13 protein-coding genes and 1 pseudogene are annotated in these 13,540 nt (G+C 71.4%); 7 read left to right on the forward strand and 7 right to left on the reverse strand.

What is annotated here, in order from left to right; all coding sequences use genetic code 11:
• Positions 1 to 629: pseudogene (locus tag AC559T_RS04320) on the forward strand (hypothetical protein); the annotation flags it as partial.
• Between the two features lie 55 nt (positions 630 to 684).
• Here AC559T_RS04320 and AC559T_RS04325 read toward each other — a convergent pair.
• From AC559T_RS04325 to AC559T_RS04345, 5 genes are read right to left on the reverse strand one after another with little or no spacing between them, the layout of a single operon-like run.
• Positions 685 to 1,005, reverse strand: coding sequence for a hydrogenase maturation nickel metallochaperone HypA (locus tag AC559T_RS04325; RefSeq protein WP_071065873.1), 321 nt, complete (start codon positions 1,003 to 1,005; stop codon positions 685 to 687).
• Positions 998 to 1,555 carry a HyaD/HybD family hydrogenase maturation endopeptidase gene (locus tag AC559T_RS04330; protein WP_071065874.1) on the reverse strand — a complete coding sequence of 186 codons (558 nt, stop codon included), beginning with the start codon at positions 1,553 to 1,555 and terminating at the stop codon, positions 998 to 1,000. Before AC559T_RS04330 ends, AC559T_RS04325 begins: the two co-directional genes overlap by 8 nt.
• The gene (locus AC559T_RS04335; RefSeq protein WP_498867838.1) at positions 1,552 to 2,268 is read right to left on the reverse strand and encodes a cytochrome b/b6 domain-containing protein; all 717 of its coding nucleotides are present in this window, start codon (positions 2,266 to 2,268) and stop codon (positions 1,552 to 1,554) included. The genes AC559T_RS04330 and AC559T_RS04335 overlap by 4 nt, the downstream gene beginning before the upstream one ends.
• A 2-nt stretch (positions 2,269 to 2,270) precedes the next feature.
• Positions 2,271 to 3,992, reverse strand: coding sequence for a nickel-dependent hydrogenase large subunit (locus AC559T_RS04340; protein WP_498867830.1), 1,722 nt, complete (start codon positions 3,990 to 3,992; stop codon positions 2,271 to 2,273).
• The gene (locus tag AC559T_RS04345) at positions 3,989 to 5,206 is read right to left on the reverse strand and encodes a hydrogenase small subunit (protein ID WP_498867831.1); all 1,218 of its coding nucleotides are present in this window, start codon (positions 5,204 to 5,206) and stop codon (positions 3,989 to 3,991) included. The genes AC559T_RS04340 and AC559T_RS04345 overlap by 4 nt, the downstream gene beginning before the upstream one ends.
• 135 nt (positions 5,207 to 5,341) lie before the next feature.
• Here AC559T_RS04345 and AC559T_RS04350 point away from each other — a divergent pair, with 135 nt between their 5' ends.
• The 5 genes from AC559T_RS04350 (at position 5,342) to AC559T_RS04370 (ending at position 11,053) form a co-directional block, all read left to right on the forward strand.
• Positions 5,342 to 5,584: a HypC/HybG/HupF family hydrogenase formation chaperone gene (locus tag AC559T_RS04350; protein WP_071065878.1), complete on the forward strand. Its 243-nt coding sequence runs from the start codon at positions 5,342 to 5,344 to the stop codon at positions 5,582 to 5,584.
• Positions 5,581 to 6,669, forward strand: a complete 1,089-nt coding sequence (hypD, locus tag AC559T_RS04355; protein ID WP_020460944.1) for a hydrogenase formation protein HypD — start codon at positions 5,581 to 5,583, stop codon at positions 6,667 to 6,669. Before AC559T_RS04350 ends, hypD begins: the two co-directional genes overlap by 4 nt.
• Complete coding sequence (gene hypE, locus AC559T_RS04360) at positions 6,666 to 7,754, forward strand: hydrogenase expression/formation protein HypE (RefSeq protein WP_498867832.1); 1,089 nt, start codon at positions 6,666 to 6,668, stop codon at positions 7,752 to 7,754. Before hypD ends, hypE begins: the two co-directional genes overlap by 4 nt.
• A gap of 119 nt (positions 7,755 to 7,873) precedes the next feature.
• Entirely contained in the window at positions 7,874 to 9,442 is a 1,569-nt protein-coding gene (locus AC559T_RS04365; RefSeq protein ID WP_498867833.1) for an acyl-CoA synthetase, read from the forward strand.
• Positions 9,443 to 9,469: 27 nt separating this feature from the next.
• Positions 9,470 to 11,053, forward strand: coding sequence for an ABC transporter substrate-binding protein (locus tag AC559T_RS04370; RefSeq protein WP_498867834.1), 1,584 nt, complete (start codon positions 9,470 to 9,472; stop codon positions 11,051 to 11,053).
• 7 nt (positions 11,054 to 11,060) lie between these two features.
• On the opposite strand, the gene AC559T_RS04375 is transcribed toward AC559T_RS04370, so the two are convergent.
• Both AC559T_RS04375 and AC559T_RS04380 read right to left on the reverse strand, forming a co-directional pair.
• Positions 11,061 to 12,578: an MFS transporter gene (locus AC559T_RS04375; protein ID WP_498867835.1), complete on the reverse strand. Its 1,518-nt coding sequence runs from the start codon at positions 12,576 to 12,578 to the stop codon at positions 11,061 to 11,063.
• A 230-nt stretch (positions 12,579 to 12,808) separates the two neighbouring features.
• Entirely contained in the window at positions 12,809 to 13,003 is a 195-nt protein-coding gene (locus AC559T_RS04380) for a hypothetical protein (RefSeq protein WP_498867836.1), read from the reverse strand.
• Positions 13,004 to 13,035: 32 nt separating this feature from the next.
• Here AC559T_RS04380 and AC559T_RS04385 point away from each other — a divergent pair, with 32 nt between their 5' ends.
• Entirely contained in the window at positions 13,036 to 13,269 is a 234-nt protein-coding gene (locus tag AC559T_RS04385; RefSeq protein ID WP_498867837.1) for a hypothetical protein, read from the forward strand.
• Positions 13,270 to 13,540 lie beyond the last annotated feature (271 nt).

Raw genomic sequence — 13,540 nt, forward strand, 5'->3', positions numbered from 1 at the left:
GACGGCCCCGACGGCGGTCGGCGCCGATCCGCCGGGACCAGGACGGCGCCGCGGCCGGGGCCTCCGCCACGGCACCAGCGGCATCCGGCGCGGCGGCCGGCGCCACCACAGCGGTGGACGTGACCCCGCAGCCCACCCCGGCCGCCACCGCGCCCGTCCCGCCCTCCCCGCAGGCCACCGGCACGGTGGTCGTCACCACGCCGGCCCCGGCGAGCACTGTCGTCCAGCCGCCCTCGGAGCAGTCCCGTGCGCAGTACTGGACAGGTGTTCTCGCCACCCTCGACCAGGCCCGGGTGGCCGCCTACGAAACCGTGGACGTCAATCTGCTCGCCCGGGTGTACACCGCGGGCAGCAGCGCGCGGGCCGACGACGAGGCCGCGATCCGGTCCATGGCCGCGATCGGCGGGCACGGGCAGGGCGGCCAGCAGGTCATCGAGGCGGTGACGGTGCTGACCGAGACCTCGTCCATCGCGGTCCTGCATTTCACGTCGCACATGACGCCGTTCGCCATCGTCAGCGCGGGCGGCGCGGTACTGAGCCGGCAGCCGGCCACCAGGTCGGTGGTGCAGGAGATCAACCTCGTCGGCACTCCGGATGGCTGGCGGGTCTCGCAGGTGACCCCGGCCTGAAGGGCAGGAGACAAGGACGCCGACGTGATCGCGACCGTCGACGAGCCCGCCGTGGTCAGGTGGTCCAGCTGACCACGGCGAGCTCGTCCGCGGCCGCCACGACGAGCCCGTTGCCGCCGCAGGAGGGGCAGGGGTCGAGCCGGGCGCCGTCGTACTCGTGCGCGCAGGTGAAGCAGCGCAGCCGGTCCGCCGCGTGCTGCCAGGAGAGGTGGGTGTTCTCGAGGCAGGTTCCGGCGGCGGCGGACTGCCACGCGGCGGTGGCCGAGGCGATGTCGACACCGGCCGCGGCGGCGAGAACCACCGTCCGCACCGGGGTTCCCTCGCTGGCCTCGGCGATGGCGCTGACCGCGGAGCGGGCGAGGCCGGCCTCATGCATGTCCGGGTACCTGCACCTTCTGTTCGGCGAGCACGGGCTCTTCGGCGAGCACGGACCATTCGGCGAGGACGGAGCGGGCCGCGTCGACCAGCGCGTCCACGCGGGCGTCGAGGAGGGGGCTCAGGCCCCAGCGTTCGGTGACGGATTCGGGCACGACGCCCACCAGGGCGACGCGCCGGGGGGCGCAGCCGGCGAGCTCGGTGGCCGCGAGCGCGTCGACGAGGCCGATGTCGTGGGCGGTGGCGCGCACGCCGTGGCCGCGGCGGACGTCCCCGTCGGGGATGACGATGACATCGCCGGGCCGCCCGTGGGCGGTGGAGACGGCGTCGAGGATGAGGACCGCGTCGCGGCCCGCCAGGTAGGGCATGAGCATCAGCCCGAGCGTCCCGCCGTCGAGGACGTCGACCCCGGGGATCGGCGGCGTGCCGAGCCGCCGGGCGGCGACCACGCCGACACCGTCGTCGCCGAGCAGCTCGTTGCCGATGCCCAGCACCAGAACGGGGGCGTCCGTCGGGGTGGTGGACGCCCGGAGGTCGGCCGGGTCCGTCACAGGTGGTCCTTCGGGAGGAACTTGTGTCCGGAGAAGATCGAGGTCAGGACGCCGGTGCCCTCCACCCGGTCGACCAGGATGGCGCTGTAGAGATGGTGGATCATGAATCCCCAGGTGAGCCACATGATCAGGTGGTGGACGAGCCGGAGCGTCGGCAGTGACACCACGTGGAGCAGCCAGCCGGTGAGCCAGGCCGCCCAGCCGGTGCCCTCCACACCCCACAGCACCAGACCGGTGACGATCTCCACCCCGAACATCGTGTAAAGCACGGTGTAGGTGAGGCCGGCGAGCGGATTGTGGCCGATGACCGGGGGTGCCTCCCGGGAGAGGAACGTGTAGAAGCGCACCGACGGGACGATCTGGCCGAGCCGCTCCCGGGTGCTGGGTATCCACTCCGTCCACCGGGACCAGGGGTTGGGCGAACGGAGGTGCCAGACGGCCCGGGCCAGGACGAGCGCGATGAAGACGTACGCGGCGACCTTGTGGACGCTCCTCGTCCAGGTGACCCAGTAGACGTGGCCGCCCGGGTGGATGTCCGGGTTCCCGATGAGGTAGCCGGTGACGGACAGCGCGACGAGGTCCAGCACGAGCAGCCAGTGGATGAGGCGGACCGGAAGATCCCAGACCCGGAACCGGACGAGCGCCGCGGGGCCGGTGCGCTCGGTCCGGTCGGCGGGCTCGGCGGGCTCGGTCCGCGGGACGGGCGCGGTCATGCTCACTGGACCCGCACCTCGACGATGTCGCGGCCCTCGGCGTCGTAGAGGTGCGCCGCGCAGGCCATGCAGGGGTCGAAGGAGTGCAGGGTGCGCAGGATCTCCAGCGGCCGTTGCGGGTCGGCGACGGGCGTGCCGACCAGCGCGGCCTCGTAGGCGCCGGGATTGCCGGCCGCGTCGCGGGGGCTGGCGTTCCAGGTGGTCGGCACCACGGCCTGGTAGTTGCGGATCCGGCCGTCCTCGATGACGACCCAGTGCGACAGCGACCCGCGGGGCGCCTCGTGGAAGCCGACGCCGAGCAGGGCGCCCTCCGGCCAGGAGGTCGGGCGCCAGCGCCCGGTGTCGGCGACGGCCAGGTCGCCGGCGGCGACGTTGTCACGCAGCCGGTTGACGAGCTCCAGGGAGTACTGCGCCATCAGCCTGGTCTCCAGGCCGCGGGCCACCACCCGGCCGAGGGTGGACATCAGCGCCTCGGGCGGCAGGTGCAGGGCGTCGAGCGCGCCCTGCACGAGCGGGCGGATGCGGGCGTCCCCGGAGGTGTAGCCGACGAGCATGCGGGCCACCGGGCCGACCTCCATGGCCGCTCCCTGGTAGCGCGGCGCCTTCAGCCAGGTGTACTTCCCGGCGACGTCGAGCTGCTCGAAAGGGGGTTCGGGTCCGGTGTACTGCGGGGTCGTCTCACCCTTCCAGGGGGGCAGCGCGGCGCCGGGATCGTCGTAGCGGAACCACGAATGGGCGACGGACTCGGCGATACCGGACGGGTCGAAGGGTTCCGGTTTCGCCGAGAGGTTCCCGTTCCGGATGATCCCGCCGGGGAAAAGGCCGTCCCGGGGTGGCCGGGCGATGCCCGGCGGCGACAGTGAATAGTCACCGAACACCATGTAGGAGCCCAGGCCCCGACCGTAGGTCGTCCACTCGGGATAGGCGGCGCCGATCGCCTGCAGGTCCGGCAGGAAGACCTGCTCGACGAATTCGAGGCCCCGCTGCAGGATCTGCGTCACCTCCTGCAGTGTGTTCGCGTTGATGGCGTCCTGGCTGTTGAGGTCGATCGGGGACGCCATTCCGCCGACCACGTAGGTCTGCGGGTGCGGGTTCTTTCCACCGAGCAGGGCGTGCACCCGGATGTAGTCCCGTTGGAAGTCCAGCGCGTCGAGATAGTGGCTGAACGCGATCAGGTTCAGCTCCGGGCTCAGCCGGTAGGCCGGATGCCCCCAGTAGCCGTTGGTGAACGGCCCGATCTTCCCGCTTTCCAGGAAGACCTTGAGCCGGGTCTGTACCGAGGCGAACAGGCCGGCCGTGGAACGCGGATAGTCGGAGATGGACTGCGCCAGCGCCGCGGCACGCACCGGGTCGGCCGCGAGCGCCGCGGTCGGATCGACCCAGTCCAGGGCCTGCAGGTGGTAGAAGTGGACAACATGGTCGTGCACACACAGTGACGTGGCGATCAGGTCCCGCAGCAGCCGGGCGTTCAGCGGCGGGACGGCGCCGACCGCGTCCTCCACCGCCCGCACCGAGGCCAGCGCGTGCACCGAGGTGCACACACCGCAGATCCGCTGCGCGAACAGCCAGGCGTCCCGGGGGTCCCGGCCGGTCAGGATCGTCTCGATGCCGCGCCACATCGTCGAGGACGCGTAGGCCTCGGTGACCTGACCGCCGTCCACCTGCACCTCGACCCGCAGGTGGCCCTCGATCCGCGACACCGGGTCGATGACAAGCCGACTCATCTCGCTTCGCCCGTCTCTCCGTCGCCGTGCGCCTTGTCGGCGTGTGCCTTGTCGGCGTGTGCCTTGTCTGTGGCCGCTTCGTCGGTGGGCGCTTCGCCGGTGGGCGCTTCGTCGTCTTCCACCAGGTCCCGCGCGGCCTGCTTCTCGCGGCGGGCGGCGACCCGGTGCTGGACGACCTTGCCGACGCCGTGCGCCGCGAAGCCGGTCGCCGTGGCTGCCAGCACGCCGACGCCGATCTTGTCGGCGGTGAGGTCGAAACCGGAGGTCGCCACGTGCGGCAGCCGGTCGTAGAAGGGCGACATGGTGTCCCAGAAGCCCGGCTCGGAGCAGCCCACGCAGCCGTGCCCGGCCGCCACCGGCCAGGACGTCCCCCCGTTGAACCGGACGCTGGGACAGTTGTGGAAGGTGCTCGGCCCCTTGCAGCCCAGCCGGTACAGGCACCAGCCGTTGCGGTGGCCCGCGTCGCCCCACTGCTCGGCGAACTCGCCGGCGTCGAAGTGGCCGCGCCGCTGGCAGGTGTCGTGGATGCGCTGCCCGTAGGCGAACAGCGGCCGGCTGAACCTGTCCCGCGCCGGGAACTCACCGAAGGTCAGGTGATGGACGATGGTGGCGGTCAGGTTGTCCGCGTTGACCGGGCAACCGGTCAGGTTCACAACCGGAACCCCGCCGACGACGTCCTCGACCCGGACCGCCCCGGTCGGGTTCGGCCCGGCCGCCGGGATTCCACCGAAGGCCGAGCAGGTGCCGACGTTGATGATGCCGGCCGCGCCACGGACCGCCTCGCGCAGGATGTCCTCGGCCGACTTGCCGCCGATCGTGCACGCCCCGGGAATTCCGGTCGGAATGGAGCCCTCGACGACGACGAGGTGCCCGCCTTTCGCCACCGCGTCGTCGCGGGCCTTCTCCGCGGCCGCGCCGGAGGCCGCCATCACCGTCTCGTGGTAGTCGAGCGAGATCATGCCCAGAATCAGGTCCGCGGCCGACGGATTACGCGAGCGCAGGAACGCCTCACTGTCACCGGCGCAGTCCTGGAATTCCAGCCAGATCACGGTGGGACGGTCGACCTTGTCCAACGCGTAGGCGACCTTGGGCGCCAACTGGGCCGGCAGGGCGAGCGTCGCGGTGACACCCGCGCAGAATCTCAGGAAAGACCGCCGGTCGACCCCCGCGTCCGCCAGCCGCGCGGACAACGGCCGGCCGGATTCGCTCGTCATGCGAGTGGACGTTAGTGCGCGCCTTGGTGCCGGACGGCAGCCTCATCGCCTCGGCCGCGGGAGTCCGTACGAGCCGATCGGACGGGCCGGACGTCCCTTGCCGCACCTGTCCACCGCCCCGGAGACTGGCCCAGCATGTGCCTCGGGATACCTGGCCGGATCGTGGCGACCGTCGACGTCGCCGGCCTGCTCATGGGCACGGTCGACTTCGACGGGCTGACCCGCGAGGTCTGCCTCGCCTACCTCCCCGACGCGCGGGTCGGGGAGTACGTGATCGTCCACGTGGGGTTCGCCATCAGCATGGTCGACGAGGCCGAGGCGCACCGCACCCTGGAGATGCTCCGCTCGATGGGCACCTCCCTGGAGGCGGAGCTGTGAGATACCTCGACGAGTACCGCGACCCCGCCCTCGCGCGGCAGCTCCTCGACGAGATCCACACGACGGCCACCCGGCCCTGGACCCTGATGGAGGTCTGCGGCGGCCAGACGCACACCATCGTCCGCCAGGGCATCGACAACCTGCTGCCCGCGGGCCTGCGGATGATCCACGGGCCGGGCTGCCCGGTGTGCGTGACCCCGCTCGAACTCATCGACAAGGCCCTGGCCATCGCCGCCCGTCCCGAGGTCATCTTCACCTCCTACGGCGACATGCTGCGGGTACCCGGAACGGGGACCGACCTGTTGGCCCTGCGCGCCCGCGGCTCCGACGTCCGCGTCGTCTACTCCCCGCTGGACGCGGTACGCCTGGCCGAACAGCACCCGGACCGCCAGGTGGTCTTCTTCGCGGTCGGCTTCGAGACGACCGCGCCGGCGAACGCCATGGCGGTACTGCGCGCCCACCAGCTCGGCCTGCCCAACTTCAGCATCCTGGTCAGCCACGTCCTCGTCCCACCGGCCATGACGGCGCTCCTCGACGCGCCCGACCGCCAGGTCCAGGGGTTCCTCGCCGCCGGCCACGTCTGCGCCGTCATGGGCTGGACGGAGTACGAACCCATCGCGCACCGTTACCAGGTACCCGTCGTCGTGACCGGCTTCGAGCCGCTCGACCTGCTCGAGGGCATCCTGATGGCCGTCCGCCAGCTCGAGGCGGGCCACGCGCGGGTGGAGAACCAGTACGCCCGCGCCGTCCACCGCGACGGCAACAGCCGGGCGCGGGAGGCCATCCGCCGCGTGTTCCGGGTGCGGGACCGCGCCTGGCGCGGCATCGGCACCATCCCGGACAGCGGCCTGGCCCTCACCGACGAGTTCGCCCGCTACGACGCCGAGACCCGCTTCGCCGTCTCCGGGCTGACCGCCCGGGAGCATCCCGCCTGCATCGCCGGCGACATCCTCACCGGCGCCCGCGAGCCGACCGACTGCACCGCCTACGGGACGGCCTGCACCCCGCGCACCCCGCTCGGCGCGCCGATGGTCTCCACCGAGGGCACCTGCGCCGCCTACCACTCCGCCGGGAGGGCGTCGTGACCACCGTTGACCCCACCTTCGCCAGCTGCGCGCTCCCCCGCGTCGAGACCGAGCGGGTCACGCTCGGGCACGGCAGCGGCGGGCAGCTGTCCGCCGAGCTGCTCCGGGACGTCCTGCTGCCCGCCCTCGGCGCGGGCTCGGCCCTGGCCGCGCGGGCGGGCCAGCCCGACGGCGGCGTCCTCGAGGATGCCGCCGTCCTCGACGTCGCCGGCGTCACCCTGGTGACCAGCACCGACGCGTTCGTCGTGAGCCCGCTGTTCTTCCCCGGCGGGGACATCGGCACGCTCGCCGTCCACGGCACCGTCAACGACCTGGCCATGATGGGCGCGACGCCGCTCGCGCTCACCGTCGCCTACATCATCGAGGAGGGCTTCCCCCTCGACGACCTGCGGCGGATCATCGCCTCCGTCGGTGCGGCCGCGGCGGCCGCCGGGGTCCCCGTCGTGACCGGCGACACCAAGGTCGTCCCCCGCGGCGCCGCCGACGGCATCTTCGTGACCACGTCCGGCATCGGACGCCGCCTGCCCGCCGCGCGCGTCTCGGCCGCCTTCGCCCGCCCCGGCGACGCGGTGCTCGTCTCCGGGCCGATCGGCGCGCACGGCACCACCGTGCTCTCGGCGCGGGAGGCCCTCGGCTTCGAGGCCGACATCGCCTCCGACACCCGCCCGCTGCACCGTCTCGTCCAGGCCATGGTGGAACGCCGCGGCGGCGACATCCACGTGATGCGCGACCCGACCCGCGGCGGGGTGGCGTCGGCGCTCAACGAGATCGCCGCGGCGTCCGGAGTCGGTGTCGAGATCGACGAGACGGCGCTGCCCGTGCCGCCGCTGGTCGCCGCCGCCTGCGACCTGCTCGGTCTCGACCCGCTGCATGTCGCCAACGAGGGCTGCCTGATCGCCGTTGTCGCGCCCGAGGCCGCCGACGAGATCCTGGCCGTCATGCGTTCGCGGCCCGAAAGCCGACACGCCACCCGCCTGGGCGACGTCGTCGCCGGTCATCCTGGTCGCGTGGTGATGCGCACGCTGCTGGGCAGCACCCGGCTCGTCGACATGCTCGTCGGCGAGCAACTCCCCCGCATCTGCTGAGCCGCGGTTCCGCGGAACCGCACAGGCCATCTATCTCCACCGCCAAGAATCTGGTATCACCCATTGAAAGAGCTACGTTTCCCGTATAGCGAACCGTTGTTCTCTCCCTGGAGGACCAGATGTACCCACCAGACTTCGCGACGCTGACCCCTGACAAGCCCGCCGTGATCCTCGCCGGTGGCCCCCGCGGGCAGGAACGGATCCTGACCTACCGTGAGCTCGTCGAGGGCTCCAACCGGCTGGCCCGGTTACTCGTCGACTCGGGCCTGCGCCCGGGTGACCGCCTCGCGATTCTCGCCGAGAACCACCTGCGCTATTTCGAGCTGGTCTGGGCCGGCCTCAACTGCGGCCTCTACATCACCCCGGTGAACTCGCATCTCACCCCGCCCGAGGTCGCGTACCTGATCAACGACAGCGGGGCGAAGGCACTGATCAGCAGCCGGGCGCTCGCCGAGGTAGCCGAAGCCGTCGTCCCCGAGACCCCCGGGGTCGTCCGGCGCCTCATGCTCGACGGGGGCTCCGAGCACTACGAGGACCTCGACGCCGCCACCGCCGGCTTCTCCACCGAGCCCCGGGACGACGAGATCCGCGGCACGTTCATGCTCTACAGCTCCGGGACGACCGGCCGGCCGAAGGGAATCCAGTTCCCGCGGCCCGACTGGCCCGCCAGCGAGGGCGACGCCCCGCTGCTTCCCGGCGCCCGCGGGGCCTTCGGCTTCGACTCCGAAGCGGTCTACATCTCCCCCGCGCCGCTCTACCACGCAGCCCCGCTGCGGGTGTCCGCGCTGATGCACAGCGTCGGCGGCACGGTTGTCGTCCTCCCGAAGTTCGACGCCGAGGGGGCCCTGCACGCGATCGAACGGTACCGGGTGACCACCTCCCAGTGGGTCCCGACGATGTTCGTCCGGATGCTCAAGCTGCCACCCGAGGTCCGCGCCCGCTACGACCTGTCAAGCCTGCGGATCGCCGTCCACGCGGCCGCGCCGTGCCCGGTCGAGGTCAAGCGCCAGATGATCGAGTGGTGGGGCCCGATCATCTTCGAGTACTACGCCGGCTCCGAGAATGTCGGCAGCACCGGTCTGACCAGTGAGGAGTGGCTGGCGCACCCGGGATCGGTCGGCCGGGCGCAGGGCGGGGTGCTGCACATCTGCGGTGAGGATGACGCGGAGCTCCCGGCCGGCCAGGACGGGGTGGTCTACTTCGAGGCCAAGGGCGCGGGCTTCAGTTACCACAACGACCCGGACCGCACCAGGGCCGTCAGCCATCCCGCCCATCCCGGCTGGCGCACCCTGGGCGACATCGGCCACGTCGACGAGGACGGCTACCTCTACCTCAGTGACCGGAAGGACTTCACGATCATCGCGGGCGGGGTGAACATCTACCCGCGCGAGATCGAGGACGTCCTGGTGCTGCACGACGAGGTCGTGGACGTCGCCGTGTTCGGCGTGCCGCACCCCGAGCTCGGCGAGCAGGTCAAGGCCGTCGTCCAGCCGGTGCGGATGGCCGACGCCGGCGACGGGCTGGCCGCGCGGCTGCTGGAGCACTGCCGCACCAGGCTCGCGCCGTTCAAGTGGCCGCGGTCGATCGACTTCGTGCCCGAACTCCCCCGCCTGGACAACGGCAAGCTCTACAAGAAGCCGCTGCGCGACGCCTACTGGGCCGCCGAGGCCTCCACCGTCGCCCGTTAGCCGCCGGGAACCAGCGAGAGGACTGCGATGTTTCGCAGAGAGAAGTTACTCACCGCCGTCATCGCCTGTTGTGTGGCGCTCGCCGTGGGCGCCTGCGGCGGCGGTGACGGCTCGTCCACGACGACCGGCACCACCACCGCCACCGGGCCCACCGGCGAGCCGGTCGCCGGCGGCTCCCTGCGGGTCATGCAGCTCTCCGAGCCCCGTTCGATGGATCCGGTCACCATGACGAACGCGTGGCAGGTCAACGCGTTCGTGGGCAACGCCCTGTACGGCACGCTGATGACCAACGACGAGCACACGGGCGAGATCAGGTACGCGATGGCGGAGTCGTTCGCCACCGCCGACAAGGGCGCCGCGTTCGAGCTGAAACTTCGACCGGGCCTGACGTTCACCGACGGCACCGCGCTCGACGCCGCGGCGGTGAAGTTCAACTGGGATCGTCATCGGGATCCGGCGATGGCCTCGCCCTACCTGCCGGAGGCGTCCCTCATCGCCGCCACCGACGTCGTGGACGCCACGACCCTGAAGGTGACGATGACCGAGCCGGTGCCCAGCTTCCCGGCCGCGATGCTCACCACGTCCATGAACTGGATCGCCTCCCCCACCGCGCTGCGGAAGGGCAAGGCGTCCTTCGACGCGAAGCCGGTCGGCGCGGGGCCGTACACCCTGCGGACCTGGACCCGCCAGGACCGCATCGAGCTGGCGAAGAACCCCGGCTACTGGGACGCTCCCCGGCCCTATCTCGACAGCATCACCATCCGCACGTCGAACGACTCGAGCCAGCGGTACAACACTCTGATCAGCGGCGGCGCCGACGTGGTCATCGACACGAACGCGGACAGCGTCGCCAAGGCCGGGAAGGCCGGCTACTCGACGGACGTCACGCCGCTGAGCGGCGGCCTGTTCCTCGCGATGAACATGCGCAGGGCGCCGTTCGACGACCTGCGGGCCCGGCAGGCGATCGCCGCCGCGGTCGACCTGGACGCGCTGAACCTGGCCGTGTACAACGGCGCCGCCCAGACCGCCGACACGCTGTTCACCAAGTCCTCGCCGTTCTACTCCGACAAGCCGCTGCGGACGTACGACCGGGCGAGGGCACAGCGGCTGTTCGACGAGCTGGCCGCCGACGGCAAACCCGTCACCTTCACGTTCACCAGCTTCACCTCGTCGGAGATCAGGGACACGACCGAGAACGTCCAGGCCCAGCTCAGCTCGTACGAGAACGTCAAGGTCCAGGTGCGGGTGGTCGACTTCTCCGAGTATCCCAAGATCCAGGCGAGCAACGACTTCGACATGGTCGTCTGGTCGGCGAACTTCATCGACCCGGACCCACGGATGTGGACGGTGTTCCGCAGCGACTCCCGCGGCAACTTCCCGGGCGTCAAGGACGAGCGGATCGACGCCGCCCTGAAGGCGGGCCGCACGGGGACGACCGAACAGGAACGCAAGGCCGCGTACGCCACCCTCCAGGAGCGGCTGACCGCGCTGGTTCCCGCGGTCTTCACCGTCCGGGTGAACCCGAGCGTCATGGCCGCCAGGAACGTCGGCGGCATCACCCAGTACGGCCTCGGATCACTCCTGCCCGAGCCCCTGTGGCTCCAGCCATGACCTGACCTCAGCCGCTTGAGGTGGACGTCGCCGCGGGCTGGGTCGCCTGCGGGGACGTCCGGCGGGGTTCCGGGAGCGTGACGGCCGACGTCGACGCCGCGCGGCCGGGGATGCCGAGTGCCAGGAGGCCGGCGATCAGCGCGGCGCCGGCGCCGATCAGGTATCCGACGTGCAGGCCGGCGAGGGAGGGCACCTGGGTCGACCCGAACGGGATGGTCATGTTCGCCAGGACCACGCCGATCACCGCGCTCGCCCCCGTGGTTCCGATGGAGCGCATGAGGGTGTTGAGGCCGTTCGCCGCGGCACCCTCGGATGCCGGCACGGACTGCATGATCAGGGTGGGCATGGACGCGTACGCCAGTGCGACGCCGGTGCTGATCACGCAGCTGACGAGAAGGACTCCCGGCGGGCTGCCGGTGAGCCCGAGTGCGAGGCAGTAGCCACCGGCGATCACGACCGAGCCGGCGATGAGCGAGGTCCTCGGTCCGCGTGCCGTGATCAGCCTGCCGGCGATGGGCGACACGGCCATCATCACCAGCCCCACGGGGGCCATCCACAGGCCGGTGGCGAGCAGCGACTGGCCGAGCCCGTGCCCGGTGGCCTTCGGCAGCTGCAGCAGCTGGGGGTTGATCAGCGAGTTCGCGTACATCGCGAAGCCCAGCGCGACGGAAGCGATGTTCGTCAGCAGCACCGGGCGCCGGATGGTGGTGCGCAGGTCCACGAGGGGGGCCTCGGCGCGGGTCTCCCACCAGGTCCAGGCGACGAGGAGGGCGGCGGCCACCATGCCCAGGCCGAGGGTGGTGGTGCTGGTCCAGCCCCAGGTGCTTCCCTTCGACACGGCGAGCAGCAGCGCGACGAGCCCTCCGGAGAGCAGGATCGCCCCCGGCAGGTCGAACCGGCCCGTGCCGCGGACCGGCGACTCGGGAACGACCCGCCAGATCAGCACCATCAGGGCGACGACGGCGACGGCCGAGCCCCAGAACAGCACGTGCCAGTCGGTCTGCTGGGCGACCGCCGCCGCGATCGGCAGGCCCAGCGCGCTCCCGATCCCGAGCGAGGAGCTCATCAGCGCCATGGCGGGGATCAGCCGCTTCGCCGGCAGCAGGTCACGCATGATGCTGATGCCCAGCGGGATGATCGCCATGCCGAGGCCCTGCATCGACCGGCCCACCAGCAGCGGCACGAGCGAGCTGCTCAGAGCGCACACCACCGAGCCACAGGCGAGCGCGGTGCCGGCGACGAAGACCATGCGCCGCTTGCCGTAGAGGTCGCCGAGCCGCCCGTACACCGGGTTGGCGACGGACGCGGTGAGCAGCGTGGCCGTGATCGCCCACGAGGCGTTCGCCGAGCTGGTGTGCAGCAGCGATGGCAGCGTCGGCAGCAGCGGCACCATCAACGTCTGCATCATCGCGACGACGACGCCTATCCCACCCAGGACGGCGATGATCGCGTTGACGTGCGACGCGTCGCCCACGCGACGGGTCGCGACCAGGGCGGAGCCACCACTGTCGTCACTGGAGGTCATGCCCCCTCCTCAACTTCTTTGTACTATACATACATATGTATCATGCATACCTCCCGAATGTCAGTGCACGACGGAGCGGAACCGGTCACACTTGCCGCGCCTCGGAGCGGTCGGGCCATGCCGGCCTGTCAGGGCTACTCGATGCCCAGGTATTTCTGGTAGATCTCGTCCGCACCGATGCCAAGGGTTGACTGTGCGTGGGGGCTCGACAACCGGACGCGGGCGTCGGGTCAGGCGCGGCCGTTCTCCACCGGGGGGCAGTGCCGGGTCGGGGTCTCCGTCGCCGGGAGGACGAGATCCCTGGCGGTCGCGGTCAGCGACAGGACCTCGGCGTCGGTGGACGCCTTGACGATGGTCAGGTCGAACGGCAGGCCGCCGACGGGAATCGGAATCGGGGGAAGCAGGTCACCCAGGCCGCCGGGCACCGGAATTCGGCCTCAACCAGACCGGACCCATCATGAGCATGATGCCGATCTTCATGGTCGGCATCGTCTTCGGCCTGGCCACCGCCGTCCTCGCCCTTCTCGGGGAGAAGGCGTGGTGGATCCCACGCCACCTCGACCGGGTCCTGCCCCACATCGACGTCGAGGGCGAGACGCTGAGCCGGCCAGCCGGCGTGGCACCGGCCGTTGCGGCACCGGCCATCGGCCGCGAGGACCCCGTCGCCCTGGAATCCACGTCCGCGCGTTGAGCACGCCCCGTCCGAGGGCCGCCGGCACCCGGCAGGCGGCACTGCGGCCCTCGGACGGGGCCCGTACCGTGGGCACCACGGCCCAGCAACGGCCCAGCATCGGACGGGAACCGCTATGACGATCACCAGCCGGTGGCGGCGCCTCCGGGACCATCACCGCACAGGCACCGTGGTGATCGCGCTTCTGGCCTTCGCGGCCGCCGGCCCCGCCAGCAGACTCAACCCGCAGCATGTCGCCCACGACAGCTCCCCATACCCCGCGGTCCTGCTC

Origin of the sequence: Frankia sp. Hr75.2 (assembly GCF_949319125.1) — a bacterium.
GTDB classification, from domain to species: Bacteria; Actinomycetota; Actinomycetes; order Frankiales; family Frankiaceae; genus Parafrankia; species Parafrankia soli.